The organism is Streptomyces sp. P9(2023), from assembly GCF_032436795.1.
In the GTDB taxonomy this organism is placed as follows: domain Bacteria; phylum Actinomycetota; class Actinomycetes; order Streptomycetales; family Streptomycetaceae; genus Streptomyces.
This window is the reverse complement of record NZ_JAUPWM010000047.1, coordinates 1-18971: the sequence shown is the minus strand read 5'-3', so window position 1 is coordinate 18971 and position 18971 is coordinate 1. Positions and strand designations below refer to the sequence as shown.

The window sequence follows — 18971 nt, the reverse complement described above, 5'->3', positions numbered from 1 at the left end:
AAGAGGGCGTCGGGGGGCGAGTCGAGGGAGGTCCCGTGCCGACATCCCGGGTCCTGCTGTGGGGCGGCCTCGCGGCGGTCGCCGGCGGCGCGGTGCTCTGCGTCCTGGGGTGGTACGGCATCTCCGGGGAGCGCTTCGCGGAGCGCCAGCTGCCGTACCTGGCCTCGTGCACGGTGCCGGGGGCGGCGCTGATCGTGGCGGGGACGGTCCTTGTGGTCGGAGCGGCGAGAGGCGGGGCTTCGGCGACGCGCGGCGCGGAGGAGGCCCCGACCGGGGCCCAGAACGAGACTCCCCCGCCCTCGAACGAGACTCCCCCGCCCTCCTCGACCGAACCCCCGGTCCGGGTGCCGGGCGGGACACTGGCCCACCGCCCCGACTGCCCGCTGGTGGCGGGCCGGGCGGACGCCGAACCGGCCAGGGACGCGGAGCTCGACCCGTGCCCGGTGTGTGAGCCGTGGCCTCGCTGACGTACGACCTCACCCTCGCCGGACTCGCGGTCGGCAGCGCCGCCGCGCTCACCGGCATCGGCCTGATCGTCACCTACCGGGCGACCGGGGTGCTCAACCTGGCGCACGGCGCGATCGCCATGGTCTGCGCGTACGTGCTGCGCCAGCTGGTGGTCGAGTGGGGCTGGCCGCTCCCCCTGGCCGCCCTGATGACGCTCCTCGTGGTCGCACCCGGGATCGGTCTGGTCCTCGACCGCGCGGTCTTCCGTCCCCTGGCCGTCCTCGGCTCCAACCCGGCCCAGACCCTGGTGGCCTCCATCGGGGTCTTCGTGCTCCTTGTGGGCGGGGCGGCGCTGCTGTGGGGCACCGGGGCGCGGGCGGACGCGCCGGTGCTGCTCGGCGACGATCCGTGGACGCAGCTCGCGGTGGTGGTCCTGCTGGCCGTGGCGGTGGGCGCGGTGACCCGGTGGACCCGGTTCGGGCGGGAGCTGCGGGCGGTGGTGGACAACCGGCCCCTTGCGATGCTCGGCGGGATCGACGCGGACCGGGTGGCGGCGGTGGGGTGGGCGTTCGGCGCGTTCACGGCGGGGCTTACGGGGGTGCTGCTGGCGCCTTACGTACGACTGGACCCGTACGGGATGCCCCTGCTGGTCGTCGAGGTGATCGCGGTCGCGGTGGTGGCCCGGATGCGGAGCCTGCCGGTCGCGATCGTGACCGCCCTCGCGCTGGGCGTGGCGCAGGCGCAGCTGACCCGCCTCCACCCGGAGGGCTGGGCGGGACCGCTGGTCCAGGCGCTGGGGGCGAACCTGTTCGTGGTGGCGCTGCTTGTGGCGGCGCTGGTCGTGCCGGGGGTCGGCGGGCGCGGCAGGGACGCGCTCCCGCCGCCGGCGGTCGCGCCCCGGACGCCGACGGGGCTGTGGTTCACGGTAGGGGCACTCTTCCTCCTCCCCCTGGGCTTCGCGGGCACGGACCTGCACACCTCGGTCCAGGTCCCGGCGCTGGCGATCGTGCTGCTGTCACTGGTGGTGGTGACGGGTCGGGGCGGCCAGATCGCGCTCGGCCAGGCGGCGTACGCGGGCCTGGGAGCCCTGTTCACGGCGCTGCTCGCGGCGGCCGGCATCCCGGAACTACCGGCGCTCGCCCTCGCGGTCCTGATCGTCGCCCCTCTGGGCCTGGTGACGGGATGGCCGGCGATCCGGCGGCACGGGCTCGCCCTGGCGCTCGTGACGCTGGCGGTCGGGGTGGCGGTGAGCCGCTTCGTGTTCGCGCAGCCGTACGCGACGGCCGGCCTGGAACTCGGCCGCCCGGCGGGCTTCGCGGACGACCGCCGCTACTACGCCCTGGAGCTCGTGGTCCTGGCCGCTTGCCTCGTCCTGGTCGCGGCCCTGCGCCGGGGCCGCACGGGCCGGGCGCTCGCCGCGCTCCGCGACCACGAGGCGGGCGCGGAGGCGTCCGGGGTACGGGTGAGCCTGCTCAAGGTGCTGGCCTTCGTCCTGGGCGCGGCCCTGGCGGCGCTGGGCGGCGGCCTCCTGGGCATGGGCCTGCGCGCCTTCGACCCGGAGGCCTACGACCCGGTCCGCGGCCTCCTCTGGTTCGCCGCGATCGTCGTCCTGGGCGCCGACAGCCTCCTCTCCCCGCTCGCCGCGGCGGCCCTCCTGGTAGGCCTGGACGCAGGCACCCGCGGCGGCGTGGCAGCGGCAACGGTAGGCATCCTGGCGACCCTGGTGGGCCGCGTCCCACCACTGACGTCCTGGCTCCCGGAACGAGCCCGAGCAGCGGACGGCCTCCGGCATGTGACGCCGAGGGGCGAGGCCCTGGTATCGGCCCGGACCGACAGGCACGCCGCTGCCGGCGGCGGGCCGCCCCCCACGGCCCCCTCAACGCCCCCTCCGCCCTCGCCGGCAGGCGGGCAGGGCGCGGCAGCCGCCGCCGGCGCCGAGCCACCCACAGGTGGACCCGCACCTTTGTCGACAAGTAGTACGGGTGGTGCGGGTGGGAACACCAGCCCGGCCGGAGGCCGGGCGCACCCCCACTGGCCGGCACCGGCCCACCGCCCCGGACCCGCACCGGCCCCCAGAGCCGCACCCGCCACCCCCGCCGGACTCCACGCCCACGACCTCACCCTCACCTACCCCGGCGGCCTCACCGCCCTCTCCCACGTCACCCTCGCCCTCACCCCCGGCCGCGTCACCGCCCTCGTCGGCCCCAACGGCGCCGGCAAGAGCACCCTCTTCGACTGCCTCGCCGGCACACTCCGCCCCACCGACGGCCGCGTCACCCTCGACGGCGCCGACATCACCACCCGCCCCGCCCACGCCCGTACCCGCCTCGGCGTCGCCCGCTCCTTCCAGCAGCTCGCCGTCTTCCCGTCCCTCACCGTCGAGGACAACGTCCGTCTGGGCGCCGAGCAGGGCCATGTGCGCGACCCCACCACCACCGAACAGGCCCTCCGTCTCCTCGGCCTCGCCGGCCCCGTCCGCCACCACCCCGCCGGTGACCTCCCCACCGGCACGCTGCGCCGCGTCGAGCTGGCCCGCGCCCTCGCCGGCGGCCCGCACACCCTCCTCCTGGACGAGCCCTCCGCAGGCCTGGACGCCGCCGAGACCGCCGCCCTCGCCCGGATCCTGGCCGCCCTCGCCGCCGACGGCCTCACCGTCCTCGTCGTCGAACACGACGAGGAGCTGGTCGCCGGCCTCGCCCACACCGTGCTCACCATGGAAGGAGGCCGGATCGTGTCATGAGCGTCGAGATCGCCCTGCGCGCCGCCCGCGTCCGCTACGGCCCCCTGGAGGCCCTGCACGGCCTCGACCTGCCCGTCCCGGCCGCGACCGTCACCGTCCTCGTCGGCCGCAACGGCTCCGGCCGGACGACCGCCCTGCGCGCCCTGGCCGGCACGGTGCCTCTCACCTCCGGCCGGGTCCTGTGGCGCGGCGCGGACGTGACCCGCCTCCACTCCCACGCCCGGGCGCGGCGCGGACTCTGCTTCGTACCGGATCTCCGGGCCGTGTACGCGACCCTCACCGTCGCCGAGAACCTCGACCTGACCCCCGGCGCGGCCCCAGGCGCGGCCCCCACGGCCAAGGAGCGGGCCCTCGCCGCGTACCCCGAGCTCGTCCGGCTCCTCGCCCGCCCCGCCGGCACGCTCTCCGGTGGCGAGCGCCGGATGCTCGCCCTCGCCCGGGCCCTGCTGACCCCCGCCCGCGTGGTCCTGGTCGACGAGCCGGCCCTCGGCATGTCGCCCGCGGTCGCCGCCCGTACGTACGGACTGCTCGCCGCGCTCGCCCGGCCGGGCGGCGCCGCCGTCGTCCTCGCGGAGCAGCGCCCCCCGCCCGGCCTGCCTCCCGGCACGCTCCTGCACGAACTCCGCCGAGGCTCCCTCGCGTTCAGCGGAGAGGCCGCCGAACGCGCCCCGGCATGAGGACCGCCAGCCTCAGCGCAACACGGTGAGCGGCGAGATCCGCAGCATCGTGCCGACGAGCAGCCGGTTCGGGTCCGCCCCGACCACGCTCCGGTTCGCCTTGTACAGCGCCTGCCAGCCGCCCGCGATCCCGAACCGCGCCGCGACCGAGCTGAGCGTGTCGCCCGGCCGCACGACATGGGCCCGTCCGCTCAGCCCGTACCGCTTCGAGCAGGCCGGCCAGGCCGCCCACCCCTGTGTGCGCAGCACCTCCTCGGCGATGGCGATCTGCTGCTGACGGGTCGCCAGGTCGGCCCGCTTGGCGTACTTCAGGCCGCCGTGCTCGACCCAGGTCGGCTGCCAGAACTGCAGTCCGCCGTAGAAGCCGTTGCCCGTGTTGATGTGCCAGTCGCCGCTGCTCTCGCACGCGGCGACACAGCCCCACGGCCACTGGTCCTTGGCGCAGGCGTACGCGGGGACGGCGGCCACGCTCTGCTCCGTGCGCGCCGCCGCCGGGGCCGGCAGGAGCGCCATCAGCGCGGCGGCCGACGCACCGGCTGCCCAATATCGGATCTTCGACATCGCGGCAGGCTAGGCACCGGGCGGGCACGCCACACCGGTGCCGCGCGGGAGGACGCGCATCCCCCACCCGGTCGGAGTCACGCGGCGGGCGCAGAAGTTGCCGGACCCGAACGCGTGACCCCGGCCGATCCTTCCCCGTTGAACTCGGCATGAGACGAGCCGGGAACCGCCCGGCGTCGCACGTACCGAGTCCAGGGAGTCCCCCGTGCCGCGCATGCTCGACGTCAGCGAGGACGTACGCGCCGAGATCGGCGACGAAGAAGCCGACCGGCTGCTCGCCGGCGACAACGCCCCGGGCAGCTACGACTGCACCTCCTGCCGCACGCCGGGCGACTCCGCGCAGGAGCGCACGAGCACGGTGCTGTTCGTCGGCGAGGAGACCGCCGTCCTGGCGTTCGCCCACGCCAGCTGCATCCCGTCCCAGGTCGTCAAGGTGGCCGAGGAGCAGCTCCAGGGCGCCGTCCGCTCCATCGCGGCGACGGACGCGGCGGACGAGCTCGGCGCCGCCCACCCCGAGCAGGCGGTGCTCGGTGTCACCAGCGGTCTCGTCCTGATCGAGGGCGAGCTGCACCCGGCCCTCGTCGTCGAACCGACCGCGCCGGTCGCCCGCCCGGGTTCGGACGGCCTGAGCGACGAGTTCCTGCCGCTCCTGATCGAGCAGGGCTTCCAGCCGATCCCGGACGTGAACCAGAAGCCGGGCACGCTCCCGGGATGGTCCGTGCTCGTCGCGATGGGCCAGCTGCACTCGGTGCTGCAGCCGGGCACGGGCGGCAGCGGTCAGGCCGCCTGGTGGCAGGCGCACCAGCCGCTGCAGGTCACCGAGGGCTGGCGCGCGGCGGCCAACAAGTCGCACACGGTCCTGGTCTTCGCCGCCCCGGTCGGCTCGATCGGCCAGCAGCCGCGCGAGGACCTGCTGCGCGACGCCCTGGAGAAGGCCGCGGCGAACGGCCGGCTCGTCGCCGCCGCGATGCCGCTGGCCGGCACGTGACGGAGCACGGGCGCACCGGTATAGAGCCGCTGGGGTTCGGCCCCTGGGTCCCGACCGTTCCCCGCCCCCGGCGGCCGCCTCATTCCGAGAGCCGCCCGCATCCGACGGAGGACGGGGTCGTTGGCACATACGTGCACACATACGACCCACCCCGCCAGCCGTATCCGAGTCCGATCCCCTCCATGCGCCCGGCGCAGGACCTCGTGGGGGGCCAGTCGGCGACGCCGATCTACGACGCGCTGTACTCGGAGTACCGCCGGTCGTTCCGGGCTCTGCCGGGCGATCGCAGCGGCGAGGAGGATCTGGGCTTCCGGTCCTTCGGGACGCCGGTGAGCACGGGTCTGTACGGCAGCCAGGGACACCGGCACACGGCGCATCCGGTGGCGTGGTCGGCGCAGCACCACGTTCCGGCGGCGCTTCCGGCGGCTCTTCCGCCGGGGCCCCGCAGGGGGCTGTAGGACGGCGAGCATCACCCGTACGGCGGAGGGCCGGGGCACATCGCCCCGGCCCTCCGCCGTACGTCCTGAAGGACTACTTCTTGCGGCCGCGCTTCTCGCGGACCCGCACCGAGATGTGGATCGGCGTGCCCTCGAAGCCGAACTCCTCGCGCAGCCGGCGCTCGACGAAGCGGCGGTAGCCGGCCTCCAGGAAGCCGGAGGCGAAGAGCACGAACCGGGGCGGCTTGGTGCCCGCCTGCGTACCGAAGAGGATGCGGGGCTGCTTGCCGCCGCGGATCGGGTGCGGGTGGGCGGCGACCAGCTCGCCGAGGAAGGCGTTCAGCCGGCCGGTGGGGACGCGGGTCTCCCAGCCGGCGAGGGCGGTCTCGATGGCCGGGACGAGCCGGTCCATGTGGCGGCCGGTCTTCGCGGAGACGTTGACGCGGGGCGCCCAGGCGACCTGCTGCATCTCGGTCTCGATCTCGCGCTCCAGGTAGTAGCGCCGCTCCTCGTCCAGCTCGTCCCACTTGTTGTACGCGATGACGAGCGCGCGGCCCGACTCCACGGCCATCGTGATGATGCGCTGGTCCTGCACCGAGATGTTGTCGGTGGTGTCGATCAGGACGACGGCGACCTCGGCCTTCTCGACCGCGGCGGCGGTGCGCAGGGAGGCGTAGTAGTCCGCGCCCTCCTGGAGGTGGACCTTCTTGCGGATGCCGGCGGTGTCGACGAACTTCCAGACCTTGCCGCCGAGCTCGATCAGCTCGTCGACCGGGTCGCGGGTGGTGCCGGCCATCTCGTTGACGACGACGCGGTCCTCGTTGGCGACCTTGTTCAGGAGCGAGGACTTGCCGACGTTCGGGCGGCCGATCAGCGCGATACGGCGGGGGCCGCCGATCGCGTTGCCGAAGGTCTGCGCGGGTGCCTCGGGCAGCGCCTCCAGGACGGCGTCGAGCATGTCGCCCGTACCGCGGCCGTGCAGCGAGGAGACCGGGTACGGCTCGCCGAGGCCCAGCGACCACAGGGCGGTGGCGTCGGCCTCGCCGGAGGGGCCGTCGACCTTGTTGGCGCAGAGGACCACGGGCTTGCCGGCCCGGCGCAGCAGCTTGACGACGGCCTCGTCGGTGTCGGTGGCGCCGACGGTGGCGTCCACGACGAAGACACAGGCGTCGGCGGCCTCGATGGCGTACTCCGCCTGGGCGGCGACGGAGGCGTCGATGCCGAGGACGTCCTGCTCCCAGCCGCCGGTGTCGACGACCTTGAAGCGGCGGCCGGCCCATTCGGCCTCGTAGGTGACGCGGTCGCGGGTGACGCCGGGCTTGTCCTCGACGACGGCCTCGCGACGGCCGATGATCCGGTTCACCAGGGTCGACTTGCCGACATTGGGGCGGCCGACGACGGCGAGGACGGGGAGCGGGCCGTGCCCGGCCTCCTCGATCGCGCCTTCGACCTCCTCGACGTCGAAGCCCTCTCCCGCGGCGAGCTCCATGAACTCCGCGTACTCGGCGTCGCCAAGTGCCCCATGGTCGTGCTGGTCGTTCATGAAGTCAGTTCCTTGATCATTCGTGGTCGGTGGGTCCCCGAGCCTCGGGGCCCACTACTCAGAGTCTCGCTCAGCGCCCGGTGAGGCGCCTGGCGTTTTTCAGGTGGGCGGTCAGCCGCTCCTGAATACGTACGGTCGCCTCGTCAAGGGCCGCGCGGGTGCGGCGGCCGGTGCCGCCCGCCCGTCGCCCGCCACCGCCCTCATCCGAGCTTCGCGCACCTTCTTGTGCCTCGAAGGCCTCGCCGAAGACGACGTCGACGCGGCTGCGCAGCGGGGGCAGTGCCTTGACCAACCGTCCGCGGCGGTCGGAACTTCCCAGCACCGCCACCGGCACGATGGGCGCCCCGCTGCGGACGGCGAAGTAGGCGAGGCCGGCGCGCAGGGCGGCGAAGTCGCCCTCACCGCGGGTGCCCTCGGGGAAGATCCCGAGGACGCCGCCGTGCTCCAGGACCGCGAGGGTGTTGGCTATCGCGTTCCGGTCGGTGCTGTGCCGGTCGACCTTGACCTGCCCGATGCGCTCCAGGAAGGGCCCCAGGGGCCCCACGAAGGCTTCCTTCTTGACCAGGAAGTGCACCGGCCGGGGTGCGGCGGCCTGGACCATGGGGCCGTCGATGTTGTGCGCGTGGTTGATGGCGAGGATGACGGGGCCGGCGGCCGGCACCCGCCAGGCGCCGAGGGCGCGCGGCTTCCACAGGCCGTACATCAGCCCGATGCCGATGCCGTGCCCGACGGCGGCGCCCCGCTTGGAGGGCTGGGTCACTTCGATGCCGCCCTCTTCTCCTCCACCAGGGTGACGACGCACTCGATGACCTGGTCCAGGGTGAGGTCGGTGGTGTCGACCTCGACGGCGTCGTCGGCCTTGGCGAGCGGGGAGGTCTTACGGCTGGAGTCGGCCGCGTCCCGCTTGATCAGGGCCTGCTGGGTGGCGGCCACGTCGACGCCCTTGAGCTCGCCGGAGCGGCGGGCGGCACGGGCCTCGGGGGACGCGGTGAGGAAGACCTTGAGGTCGGCGTCCGGCAGGACGGTGGTGCCGATGTCCCGGCCCTCGACGACGATGCCGACCTCGGCCTCCTTGGCGATGGTCCGCTGCAGCCTGGTGATGAGGGCCCGCACCTCGGGGACGGCGCTGACGGCGCTGACCTTGGCGGTGACCTCTTCGGTACGGATGGGGCCGGAGGCGTCCGCGCCGTCGACGGTGATCGTGGGGCGGGACGGGTCGGTCCCGGAGACGATCACGGGCTTGGCGGAGGCGTTGGCCACGGCCTCGGCGTCGTGGACGTCGACCCCGTTGCTGATCATCCACCAGGTGATGGCCCGGTACTGCGCACCCGTGTCCAGGTAGCTCAGCCCCAGCTTGGCGGCAACCGCCTTCGAGGTGCTCGACTTGCCCGTGCCGGAGGGCCCGTCGATGGCGACGATCACGGTTTCCACGGTGGGGAACACCTTCCTGGGGTACGCGGTAGGGCCTCGCGGGACGCGGGGGGCCACCCCAAGGTTACCGAGTCCCAGCCACCCGTTCGGCCGTGCACCCGTTGTGGGCATACGTGGGCCCCACCCGGTCACCCCGTTCGCAGCGCCCAGCCCCGTTCCCGCAGCGCCGCTCCCAGCGGACCCGCCGCGGACGGCTCGACCATCAGCTGGACCAGCCCCGCCTGCTGCCCCGTCGCGTGCTCCATCCGGACGTCCTCGATGTTGACGCCCGCGCGGCCCGCGTCCGCGAAGATGCGGGCCAGCTCGCCCGGCTGGTCGCTGATGAGGACGGCGACGGTCTCGTACTCCGTCGGTGCCGCGCCGTGCTTGCCCGGCACCCGCGCGCGGCCCGCGTTGCCGCGCCGCAGGACGTCCTCGACGCCGCTGGTGCCCTCGCGGCGTTTGTCCTCGTCGGTGGACTGGAGCGAGCGGAGCGCCCGGACCGTCTCGTCCAGGTCCGCCGCGACGCCCGAGAGGACGTCCGCGACCGGTCCGGGGTTCGCCGACAGGATCTCGATCCACATGCGCGGATCGGAGGCCGCGATCCGGGTGACGTCACGGATGCCCTGCCCACAGAGCCGTACCGCCGTCTCGTCGGCCTCCTCCAGGCGCGCGGCGACCATCGAGGACACCAGCTGCGGGGTGTGCGAGACGAGCGCGACCGCGCGGTCGTGGGCGTCCGCGTCCATGACGACCGGGACGGCGCGGCAGAGCGCGACCAGCTCCAGGGCCAGGTTCAGGACCTCGGTGTCGGTGTCGCGGGTCGGCGTGAGGACCCACGGCCGCCCCTCGAAGAGGTCGGCGGTCGCCGCCAGCGGCCCGGAGCGCTCCTTGCCGGACATCGGGTGCGTCCCGATGTACGCGCGAAGGTCGAGCCCCAGCTCCTCCAGCTCCCGCTTCGGCCCGCCCTTGACGCTCGCCACGTCCAGGTAGCCGCGCGCGACGCCCTCCCGCATCGCCGTGGCGAGGGTGGTGGCCACATGTGCGGGGGGTACGGCGATCACGGCGAGGTCGACGCGGCCCTCGGGCGCCTCGTCCGTGCCCGCGCCGAGCGCCGCCGCCGTGCGGGCCCGGGCGGGGTCGTGGTCGCGGAGGTGGACGGCGATGCCGCGGCCGGCCAGCGCGAGCGCCGCCGAGGTGCCGATCAGGCCGGTTCCGATGACGAGCGCGGTTCTCACTGGGCGATGTCCTTGCGCAGGGCGGCCGCGGCACCGAGGTAGACATGCGCGATCGCGGACTTGGGCAGCTCCGACTCGACGTGCGCGAGGAGCCGGACGACCCTCGGCATGGCACCCTCGATGTCCAGCTCCTGCGCGCAGATCAGCGGTACGTCGACGATGCCGATCCGGCGGGCGGCGGCGGCCGGGAAGTCGCTGTGCAGGTCCGGGGTGGCGGTGAACCAGATGCTGATCAGGTCGTCGGCGGTGAGCTCGTTGCGCTCCAGGACGGCGGTGAGCAGCTCCTCGACCTGCTCGTGCATGTGCCCGGCCTCGTCCCGTTCCAGCTGGACGGCGCCTCGGACCGCTCGTACCGCCACGTCGTGCTCCTTACCTGCGTGAGTGCTCCGATCAGCCTAGTCAGCCCCGCGGACACACCGTCGCGGCGACCGCCCTCCGAGACGAGGGGGCCGCCGCAGGGTGGGTCGGGTCACATTTGCTGCTGCCGGATGAGGTCTTCGAGGGAGCCCGCCGGCACCTGGCCCTGGGGGGTCAGCTTGTCGACGGCCTGCGGCAGGACCTGGGCGATCTCGTCGGCGGCCTGCTGGGGGCTGACGCCGGCGTCCTGGGCGACCTTCTGGAGCGTCTCGTCGGGCAGGGCCTGGGCGATCTGGTCGCCGCTGACGGGCTGGTTCTGTCCGTTGCCGACCCAGGACTGGGCCTGGTCGGCGAGGCCGGCCTTGGTGAGACCCTCCAGCAGCCCACTGAGCGGGTTGCCGCCGTTGCCGCCGCCCTTGCTCATGAACGCGCCGAGCAGGGCGGCCAGGATGTTGCCGCCGCCGCCGCTGCCGCCCTGCTGACCACCCCCACCCAGGAGGCCACCGAGAAGACTGCCGAGATCGTTTCCAGCCATGGTCCTGCCTTTCACTCCGGTACGGACACGGCCAATGTCACTCAGACCGGACCGTGCCGCCACTCGGGGTAGCCGGCGGTAGCGGGACGCGCGGTCCACGGTCGCGGGGCGCGCGGTACAACTGTCGGCATGCTGCTGCACGTCGTACCGCTGGACGAATGGTCCGCCGATCCCGAACTCCCCTACGCCCCGCCCTCGCTGGCCTCCGAGGGCTTCGTGCACTGCTCGCCGGACGAGCACGCGGCGCTGACGGTCGCGGACGCCCACTACCGGGGCGTGCACGGCCCGCTTCTGGTCCTGGTCGTCGACGAGTCCTTGCTCGGCGCCGAGGTGCGCTGGGAGGGCTCGGAGGACGCCCTCTTCCCGCACGTGTACGGGCCGATCGAGCGGTCGGCCGTCACGGGGGTCCTGGAGGTGCGCCGGGACTCCGACGGCCGTGCAAGGGAGCTGACGCCCTGGATCTAGGCGTGTTGCGGACCCGGGGCGGGGCACGCGGCCAAGCTGTACGGCATGACTCCAGAAGCCACGCCCCGCCGTACCGTGCTGCTGGCCGGTGCCGGTTCCGTCGCCGTCCTGGCCACCGGCTGCGGCTCCGACGGCGACAACGGCGGTACGACCGCCAGCCCGACGACATCGGCCCCGGCCACGACGGCCGAGCCGACCGTGCCGGCGCCGGCCGGGGACGCCCTCACGAAGACGACCGACGTCCCGGTCGGCGGCGGCACGATCTTCAAGGAGGAGAAGGTCGTCGTCACCCAGCCCACGGCCGGCGAGTTCAAGGCGTTCTCGGCGATCTGCACCCACCAGGGCTGCACCGTCGGCAAGGTCGAGGACGGCACGATCGACTGTCCGTGCCACGGTTCCAAGTTCCGTATCGCGGACGGTTCGGTGGCGGCGGGACCGGCCCTGCGTCCGCTCCCGGCCGAGCAGATCACCGTGTCGGGGGACTCCATCACCCTCGCGTAGCCTGACCCGCATGACTTCGGCAGACCTGGTGCGCGACCACACGATCTACTCCTGCGTCATGGGGTCGCGCGCCTTCGGTCTGGAGACCGAGGACAGCGACACCGACCGCCGGGGCGTCTTCCTCGCTCCGACGCCGCTGTTCTGGCGCTTCGACAAGCCGCCGGCGCACGTGGAGGGGCCGGCGGAGGAGCAGTTCAGCTGGGAGCTGGAGCGCTTCTGCGAGCTGGCGCTGCGCGCGAACCCGAACGTCCTGGAGTGCCTGCACTCCCCCGTCGTCGAGCACATCGACGACACCGGCCGCGAACTGGTCGCGCTCCGGGAGGCGTTCCTCTCCCGCCAGGCGCACCAGACCTTCGTCCGGTACGCGGTCGGGCAGCGCAGGAAGCTCGACGCGGACGTCCGCCAGTACGGGCAGCCGCGCTGGAAGCACGCGATGCATCTGCTGCGGCTCCTGATGAGCTGCCGCGACCTGCTGCGCACCGGCGAACTGACGATCCACGTCGGCGCCGAGCGGGACCGCCTCCTGGCGGTGAAGCGCGGCGAGGTCACGTGGGAGGAGTTCGAGTCCTGGATGACCCGTCTCACCGAGGAGGCGGACACCGCGGCCACGACCTCCCCCCTCCCGGCGACCCCGGACCACGCCCGGGTAGAAGACTTCCTGATCCGCGCCCGCCGCACCTCAGCCCTTCGGACCCTGGACCCCGCACACCCCCGATAGCCGCGCCCGCACGACGAAGTCGTGCAGCGCGTCGAGTGCCCCCGGCGCCTCCCCGAGCGCCGTCGCCACCTGCGCGGCGTCCAGCACCCCGTGCAGGTACTCCACGTCCTCCCGGACCCGTACCGGCTCCACCTCGGCCGCCCCATGCTCGGCCTCGGCCTTCGCCACGATGAGCTCCCCTACGTAACCGGGCGCCTCGGCGACCTCGCCGAGGAGTGTGGGCAGATGGGCCAGGACCTCGCCGGAACGCATCAGATGGATGCCGGTGAGCAGCGCCCGAAGGGTGTAGAGCAGCGGCTTCAGCTCCTCCGTCTGCTCGAAGAGTCGCCACTGCGTCCCCGCGAACCCACGGTAGTGAGGGGCGTGGTGGCGGGTCAGCACATGCGGTGCGAGAGAGACCAGCTCGGCGTGCGCGTCCGAGGTGTGGGCAACCAACGGGGAGAGCAACTGTTCCAGTACGTAACCGTTGCGGCGCAGCATCAGCCGGACGAACTTCCGCAGGTCGTGGGTGACGAGGTCCATCTCCACGCCGTCGCGGTCCCACATACGGCTGCGGGTCTCCTCGGGCTCGCGCAGCCCGATCAGCCCCTCCACCGGCAGCAGGTGCGCACCGCGCAGATCCACGTCCGAGTCCCGGGACGGGAACCCGTACAGGTGCGCCCCCGAGACGGTGGCGAAGACGAGGGGATCGGGCTGTTCCGCGACCACGGCGGAGAGGTCGACTTCGGGTACGAGAGCTACGGTCATGGCCAAAGCTTCCCAGCCGTGCTCACGCGTCCCAGTGGGCGCCCAGGGTGAGGAGTTCGGTGCGGTGCTCGATGCGGGCCTCCCAGACCTTGGGCCATGCGCCCGCGCCCAGGTGCGCGCCGGCGAAGGCGCCCGCCAGGCAGGCGATCGAGTCCGAGTCGCCGCGGGTGCAGGCGGCGCGGCGGAGGGCCGTGACCGGGTCCTCGGGGAAGAGCAGGAAGCAGAGCAGACCGGTGGCGAAGGCCTCCTCGGCGATCCAGCCGTCGCCGGTGTAGGTGCAGGGGTCGAGCTCCGGGTCCGCCCTGCGCTGGACGGCGTCCAGCTTCTCCAGGACCGCCAGGCACTCGTCCCAGCCCCGCTCGATGAAGTGCCGGGCCGACGGTTCCCGGGAGCGGGTCCACAGGTCGCCGAGCCAGGCCTCGCGGTACACCGAGCGGTTCTCGTACGCGTACGAGCGCAGGTGACCGACCAGGCCCGTCGGGTCGACGCCCTGGGCCAGCAGGTACACGGCCCGGGCCGTCAGGTCGGAGGCCGCGAGCGCGGTCGGGTGGCCGTGCGTCATGGCCGCCTGGAGCTGGGCCGCGCCGGCCCGCTGCTCCTCGCTCAGCCCGGGCACCAGCCCCAGCGGCGCGACGCGCATGTTGGCGCCGCAGCCCTTGGAATGGATCTGGCTGGCGTCCTGCCACATACGGTCGCTGTCGAGGAGGTCGCACGCACTCAGGCAGGTGTTGCCCGGCGCCCGGTTGTTGTCCGGGGAGTGGTACCAGGCCACGAACTCCTGGCGTACGAGCGCGGCGAACCGCTCCGGGCCCACCACTCCGCGCTCCTCGCACCCCCGGATGGCCCGCGCCAGGGCCAGCGTCATCTGCGTGTCGTCCGTGATGTACGCCGTCCCGCCCTGTTCCGGCAGTTCCATCTCCCGCCAGGGGCCGAACTTCGCCAGGATCGACGGCACGTCGTTGAACTCGGTCGGGAAGCCGAGCGCGTCGCCGAGCGCCAGCCCGATCAGCGCCCCCGTCGCCGCCTGCTTCGTCTGCTTCGTCTGCTTCGTCGTGTGAAGCGTCATGTGGATCGTCCCTCCGGTCGCAGCAACGGCGGGTGGAGGGCCGTGGCCTCCCCCGCCCGGTAGAGAGCGGCCGGTTTCCCCCGTCCGCCGGTGAGGCGCGGCGGTCCCTCCACGGCCCGGACGAAGCCGGGCGTGGCGAGGACCTTGCGCCGGAAGTTGGGGCGGTCGATTTCGACGCCCCAGACCGTCTCGTACACCTGACGCAGCTCGCCGAGGGTGAACTCGGGCGGGCAGAACGCGGTGGCGAGACAGGTGTACTCGAGCTTGGCGCCGACCCGTTCGTGCGCGTCGGCGAGGATCCGGTCGTGGTCGAAGGCGAGCGGCCGGCCGGCGCCGCCCGTCCCGTACGGCATCCACCGAGCCCGAGCGGCGTCGCCGCCGCCGCACGGCTCGGGAGCGTCCGGGACGAGCGCGGCGAAGGCGACGGAGACGACCCGCATCCTCGGGTCGCGGTCCGGTTCGCTGTAGGTCCGCAGCTGTTCGAGGTGCAGGCCGGAGACGGTGTCCTCGGACAGGCCGGTCTCCTCGGCCAGTTCACGGCGTGCCGCGGCCTCCGCGGACTCGCGGGGCAGCACGAAGCCGCCGGGGAGCGCCCAGGCACCGGCGTACGGCTCCCGGCCGCGTTCGACGAGCAGCGCGTGCAGCCGCTCGGCGCGGATCGTGAAGACGGCGAGGTCGGCGGTGACGGCGAACGGCTCGAAGGCGCGGGCGTCGTAACCGTCGAAGCCGGAGGACGGGCTCATCGGCGCTCCGGAATGGGGGTCCCCCCACCGAAGGTAGGGGGAGGATCGGCGAGGTCCCAGCCCTCGGCCAGCAGCGCGTCCACCGCGGCGACCGCCGCCGCCAGCCGCTCCTCGTGCGGCCCGGTCAGCACGGCCGTACGGCGGCCGGTGTGGGCGAGCTGGGTGTGGAAACGAGCCGTCATCCAGGGCCGCAGATGCTCCCCGTCGCGCAGCCCGTCGTCCTCGAAGGCGACCCCGCGGTGGTCGGTCAGCAGCCACAGGTGCTGCCTGCCGCGCGCCGCGACCTCGCCGGTGGCGGGGCTGGCGGTGCCCATGTACCGCTCGTGCCAGATGGTGGTGGCGAAGGCGTCGGTGTCGCAGAACAGGACCGGCGAGCCGGCCCGCGCCGCCTCCTCCTCCAGCTCGGCCTGGCGCAGTGCGATGAGCGGGAAGTCCTCGGAGTGGAAGGTCACGTCCTCCCAGGTGGCCTCGGGGCGCAGGGCGCGCAGCTCGGCGAGCTTGAGTTCGCTGAACTCGCGCCCGAACTCCGGTACGCACCGGGTACGGGCCCAGACGCCGCCCCGGGCCCGGTAGTGCTCGGCCAGGGCGCCGGCCATGGTGGTGGTGCCGGTGGACTCGGCGCCGAGGACGACCACACGCCGGGTGAGCGCGGCCCGCACCGGCGGCTCCAGGAAGTCCCAGCTGCCGACGGGGTCCTTGCGGACGGCGGTACCGGAGACGGGGAAGAGCGTACGGTCCGGGTCGACGCAGACGGAGTCCGCGCCGAAGCGGCGGCCGAGCTCCTCTCCGTACGGCTCCGAGGTGAAGACGGCGTCGACCGGCTCGGGCACCGCGCTCCGGAAGACGGCCATGTGGGCCGCCCACACATCGGGGTCGTGGAGGTCGACGGGAATGTCGTCGACGGCCCCCACGACCAGGGCGTCGGGGTGGATCTCGCGCATCCAAGCGACGCGCTCGTCCAGTGTCAGGGTCTCCACGGAGGAGGCGCAGACGAGGACGGTGAGGCGCTCGCAGCGCTCGCGGGCGGTGCGGACGAGATGGTGGTGGCCGGCGTGCGGCGGATAGAACTTGCCGAGGACCAGGCCGTGTCCGTAGCGCTTCATGCCGCCGCCTCCGCCGGGATCGCGCGCCGGCCGGCCAGGTCGCGGTTCCAGTTGCGCAGACCGAGGACGCAGAGCGTCATGAAGCCGACGTACAGCAGGGAGGTCAGGTACAGCTCCTTGTACGCGTACAGCGGGACGTACACGACGTCGGCGGCGATCCAGAGCCACCAGGACTCCAGCCGCTTCCGGCACTGCCCGTAGGTCGCCATCAGGGAGAGCGCGGTCGTCAGCGCGTCCCAGAAGGGGACGGTCGAGTCCGTGGCGCGGTCGAGCAGCAGCGTGAGCCCGACGGTCCCCACCGCCCCCGCCGTGAGCAGCCACGTCCACTCGGTGCGCGTGGTGCGGCGCACCGGGAGGCTGTCGGAGCCTGGTCCACCCCCGTGGGTCCAGGTCCACCAGCCGTACACGGCGAGGGTGATGAAGACGATCTGGAGGCCGGCGTCGGCGTACAGCCCCGCCTGCGTGAAGAGCAGGACGAAGAAGAGGTTGTTGGCGATGCCGACGGGCCAGTTGGCGAGGTGCTGGCGGGCGACCAGCCAGACGCAGAGCGCGCCGCTGCCGAAACCGAGGACCTCGGTCCAGCTGACCGGGGTGTCGAGCAGGGTGAAGAGCGGCTGCTGCAAGGGTTCGAGTACGTCTGCGAGGCTCACACCCGCCTCCTTAAGAGTCATGTTGACTATAAAGGGTGACGAGCTTCGCCCACAAGTACGAAAAAGCCCGTGACCACCGGGCGGGCGGTCACGGGCTTCTTCGCGTAGGGCTCTACGGGACTACATGCCGACTTCCTTCATCAGCATGCCGACCTCGGTGTTGGTCAGGCGGCGCAGCCAGCCGGACTTCTGGTCGCCCAGGCCGATCGGGCCGAAGGCGGTGCGGACCAGCTTCTCGACCGGGAAGCCCGCCTCGGCGAGCATCCGGCGCACGATGTGCTTGCGGCCCTCGTGCAGCGTGACCTCGACCAGGTAGTTCTTGCCGGTCTGCTCGACGACGCGGAAGTGGTCGGCGCGGGCGTAGCCGTCCTCCAGCTCGATGCCGTCCTTGAGTCGCTTGCCGACCTCGCGGGGCAGCGGGCCGGTGATGGCGGCCAGGTAGGTCTTCTTCACGCCGTACTTCGGGTGCGTGAGGCGGTGGGCCAGCTCACCGTGGTTGGTGAGCAGGATGATGCCCTCGGTCTCGGTGTCGAGCCGGCCGACGTGGAAGAGCCGGGTCTCACGGTTGGTGACGTAGTCGCCGAGGCACTGGCGGCCGTCGGGGTCTTCCATGGTGGAGACGACACCGGCCGGCTTGTTCAGCGCGAAGAAGATGTGCGACTGGGTGGCGACGGTCAGGCCGTCGACCTTGATCTCGTCCTTCTCCGGGTCGACGCGCTTGCCCTGCTCCAGGACGATCTCGCCGTTGACCTCGACGCGGGCCTGCTCGATCAGCTCCTCGCAGGCGCGGCGCGAGCCCATGCCGGCGCGGGCGAGCACCTTCTGCAGCCGCTCGCCCTCCTGCTCGGCGCCGGGGAAGGTCTTGGGGGTCTTGATCTCGGGACGGCCCTCGTACCGGTCGCGGTTGCGCTGCTCGATCTTGGCCTCGAGCTCACGCGAGCGGGCCGGGGACTGCCGCTGCCCGTGCGGGCCGCGACGGGGCGGGGTGCCGCCCTGCGGCGCCTTCGGGCCGCCCTTGGCGCCGCCGCGGGCCGAGGCTCCGCGGCCCTTCTTCGGGGCCTCGGACGCGCTGCCCACGTCGTAGCGGCGCTCCTCGGGGCGCGGGTTGCGCGGCCGCTCGCCGCCCTGCCTGTCGTCGCGGCCACCGCCGTCGCGGCCACCGCCGCCACCGGCACCCCGGTAACCGCCACCGCCACCGCCACCGTCGCGGCCACCGCCGCCACCGGCACCTCGGTAACCGCCACCGCCACCGCTGCCGCCCGCGCGGCCGCCGCTGCTGCCGCCGCGGCCGCCGCTGTTGCCACCACGGCTCCCGCCGTTGTTTCCGCTGCTGTTCCTGCCGCTGCTGCTTCGCATCAAATTTCCGTCGTCTTGTCGTCTGCGTCTTCACGGTCCGGGAGATCCGGATCGAACGACGGGACTCCTTCCAGCGTGTCCGCCTCGATCGCGTCCGCCTCGGGGAGGAAGGGCGCGAGCTCGGGGAGCTCGTCCAGGCCGCGCAGGCCCATCCGCTCCAGGAAGTAGTTCGTCGTCCTGTACAGGATCGCACCTGTTTCGGGTTCCGTGCCCGCCTCCTCCACCAGACCGCGCTGGAGGAGGGTCCGCATGACCCCGTCGCAGTTCACTCCGCGCACGGCGGAGACCCGCGAGCGGCTGACCGGCTGGCGGTACGCGACGACCGCCAGGGTCTCCAGGGCCGCCTGGGTGAGGCGGGCCTGCTGGCCGTCGAGGACGAACGCCTCGACGGCGGCGGCGTGCTCCGGGCGGGAGTAGAAGCGCCAGCCGCCGGCGACGAGGCGCAGCTGGAAGCCGCGACGCTGAACGGTGTACTCGTCGGCGAGCTCGCGCAGCGCGTCGGCGACCTCGCGGGGGGTCCGCTCCAGGACCTTGGCGAGGTGCGCCTCGGTGGCCGGCTCGTCGACGACCATGAGAACGGCTTCGAGTGCGGGCTTGAGGTCGTGCCCGGTATCGCTCATTAGAGGACCATCCCTTCTGCAGCCCTCACGAGTAGGGTTGTGACCTCTCGGTCCCGGCGGGTGCATGGC

22 protein-coding genes are annotated in these 18971 nt (G+C 73.3%); 8 read left to right on the top strand and 14 right to left on the bottom strand.

Going from position 1 to position 18971, the window contains the following annotated elements:
- Positions 1-35: 35 nt before the first annotated feature.
- Genes Q5762_RS33480 through Q5762_RS33470 form a run of 3 tightly spaced genes read left to right on the top strand, consistent with a single transcriptional unit; the run spans position 36 to position 3864 of the window.
- Positions 36-467, top strand: coding sequence for a hypothetical protein (locus Q5762_RS33480; protein ID WP_315896062.1), 432 nt, complete (start codon positions 36-38; stop codon positions 465-467).
- Positions 455-3187 carry an ABC transporter permease subunit gene (locus Q5762_RS33475; protein ID WP_315896061.1) on the top strand — a complete coding sequence of 911 codons (2733 nt, stop codon included), beginning with the start codon at positions 455-457 and terminating at the stop codon, positions 3185-3187. The genes Q5762_RS33480 and Q5762_RS33475 overlap by 13 nt, the downstream gene beginning before the upstream one ends.
- Entirely contained in the window at positions 3184-3864 is a 681-nt protein-coding gene (locus Q5762_RS33470; RefSeq protein WP_315896060.1) for an ATP-binding cassette domain-containing protein, read from the top strand. Before Q5762_RS33475 ends, Q5762_RS33470 begins: the two co-directional genes overlap by 4 nt.
- Positions 3865-3876: 12 nt before the next feature.
- Here the strand turns inward: Q5762_RS33470 and Q5762_RS33465 are convergent, their stop codons facing one another.
- Complete coding sequence (locus Q5762_RS33465; protein WP_315896059.1) at positions 3877-4425, bottom strand: transglycosylase family protein; 549 nt, start codon at positions 4423-4425, stop codon at positions 3877-3879.
- A gap of 205 nt (positions 4426-4630) precedes the next feature.
- On the opposite strand from Q5762_RS33465, the gene Q5762_RS33460 reads away from it, so the two are divergent.
- Both Q5762_RS33460 and Q5762_RS40090 read left to right on the top strand, forming a co-directional pair.
- On the top strand, positions 4631-5413 hold the full coding sequence (locus Q5762_RS33460) for a hypothetical protein (protein ID WP_315896058.1): 783 nt from the start codon (positions 4631-4633) through the stop codon (positions 5411-5413).
- Positions 5414-5595: 182 nt separating this feature from the next.
- Positions 5596-5871, top strand: coding sequence for a hypothetical protein (locus Q5762_RS40090; protein ID WP_399495330.1), 276 nt, complete (start codon positions 5596-5598; stop codon positions 5869-5871).
- Positions 5872-5944: 73 nt separating this feature from the next.
- On the opposite strand, the gene der is transcribed toward Q5762_RS40090, so the two are convergent.
- From der to Q5762_RS33425, 6 genes are all read right to left on the bottom strand, one after another.
- Positions 5945-7393, bottom strand: coding sequence for a ribosome biogenesis GTPase Der (gene der / locus Q5762_RS33450; RefSeq protein ID WP_315896057.1), 1449 nt, complete (start codon positions 7391-7393; stop codon positions 5945-5947).
- 70 nt (positions 7394-7463) lie between these two features.
- Positions 7464-8096 carry a lysophospholipid acyltransferase family protein gene (locus Q5762_RS33445; protein WP_399495339.1) on the bottom strand — a complete coding sequence of 211 codons (633 nt, stop codon included), beginning with the start codon at positions 8094-8096 and terminating at the stop codon, positions 7464-7466.
- A 53-nt stretch (positions 8097-8149) separates the two neighbouring features.
- Positions 8150-8836 (bottom strand): (d)CMP kinase, encoded by a 687-nt coding sequence (gene cmk, locus Q5762_RS33440; RefSeq protein WP_399495329.1) that lies wholly within the window; start codon positions 8834-8836, stop codon positions 8150-8152.
- 116 nt (positions 8837-8952) lie between these two features.
- Positions 8953-10041: a prephenate dehydrogenase gene (locus Q5762_RS33435; RefSeq protein ID WP_315896055.1), complete on the bottom strand. Its 1089-nt coding sequence runs from the start codon at positions 10039-10041 to the stop codon at positions 8953-8955.
- Positions 10038-10400 carry a chorismate mutase gene (gene aroH / locus Q5762_RS33430; RefSeq protein WP_315896054.1) on the bottom strand — a complete coding sequence of 121 codons (363 nt, stop codon included), beginning with the start codon at positions 10398-10400 and terminating at the stop codon, positions 10038-10040. Before aroH ends, Q5762_RS33435 begins: the two co-directional genes overlap by 4 nt.
- 110 nt (positions 10401-10510) lie before the next feature.
- Positions 10511-10933, bottom strand: coding sequence for a YidB family protein (locus tag Q5762_RS33425; protein ID WP_399495328.1), 423 nt, complete (start codon positions 10931-10933; stop codon positions 10511-10513).
- A 129-nt stretch (positions 10934-11062) separates the two neighbouring features.
- On the opposite strand from Q5762_RS33425, the gene Q5762_RS33420 reads away from it, so the two are divergent.
- From Q5762_RS33420 to Q5762_RS33410, 3 genes are read left to right on the top strand one after another with little or no spacing between them, the layout of a single operon-like run.
- Positions 11063-11398: a DUF952 domain-containing protein gene (locus Q5762_RS33420; RefSeq protein WP_315896052.1), complete on the top strand. Its 336-nt coding sequence runs from the start codon at positions 11063-11065 to the stop codon at positions 11396-11398.
- A gap of 45 nt (positions 11399-11443) precedes the next feature.
- Positions 11444-11899, top strand: coding sequence for a Rieske (2Fe-2S) protein (locus Q5762_RS33415; RefSeq protein WP_315896051.1), 456 nt, complete (start codon positions 11444-11446; stop codon positions 11897-11899).
- 10 nt (positions 11900-11909) lie between these two features.
- A complete protein-coding gene (locus Q5762_RS33410) occupies positions 11910-12617 on the top strand; it encodes a DNA polymerase beta superfamily protein (RefSeq protein ID WP_315896050.1) in 708 nt (235 codons plus the stop codon).
- Here the strand turns inward: Q5762_RS33410 and Q5762_RS33405 are convergent.
- From Q5762_RS33405 to scpB, 7 genes are all read right to left on the bottom strand, one after another.
- Positions 12579-13364: a DNA polymerase beta superfamily protein gene (locus Q5762_RS33405; protein ID WP_315896049.1), complete on the bottom strand. Its 786-nt coding sequence runs from the start codon at positions 13362-13364 to the stop codon at positions 12579-12581. The genes Q5762_RS33410 and Q5762_RS33405 overlap by 39 nt on opposite strands.
- A 22-nt stretch (positions 13365-13386) precedes the next feature.
- Positions 13387-14430, bottom strand: a complete 1044-nt coding sequence (locus Q5762_RS33400; protein ID WP_315896048.1) for an ADP-ribosylglycohydrolase family protein — start codon at positions 14428-14430, stop codon at positions 13387-13389.
- Entirely contained in the window at positions 14427-15173 is a 747-nt protein-coding gene (locus Q5762_RS33395; protein ID WP_315896047.1) for an NUDIX domain-containing protein, read from the bottom strand. The genes Q5762_RS33400 and Q5762_RS33395 overlap by 4 nt, the downstream gene beginning before the upstream one ends.
- Entirely contained in the window at positions 15170-16276 is a 1107-nt protein-coding gene (locus Q5762_RS33390; RefSeq protein ID WP_315896046.1) for an AAA family ATPase, read from the bottom strand. Before Q5762_RS33390 ends, Q5762_RS33395 begins: the two co-directional genes overlap by 4 nt.
- Positions 16273-16926, bottom strand: coding sequence for a nicotinamide riboside transporter PnuC (pnuC, locus tag Q5762_RS33385; protein WP_315896045.1), 654 nt, complete (start codon positions 16924-16926; stop codon positions 16273-16275). The genes Q5762_RS33390 and pnuC overlap by 4 nt, the downstream gene beginning before the upstream one ends.
- A 120-nt stretch (positions 16927-17046) precedes the next feature.
- Positions 17047-18282, bottom strand: a complete 1236-nt coding sequence (locus Q5762_RS33380) for a pseudouridine synthase (protein WP_315896044.1) — start codon at positions 18280-18282, stop codon at positions 17047-17049.
- Positions 18282-18902, bottom strand: coding sequence for an SMC-Scp complex subunit ScpB (gene scpB / locus Q5762_RS33375; protein ID WP_315896043.1), 621 nt, complete (start codon positions 18900-18902; stop codon positions 18282-18284). The genes Q5762_RS33380 and scpB overlap by 1 nt, the downstream gene beginning before the upstream one ends.
- Positions 18903-18971: the final 69 nt, after the last annotated feature.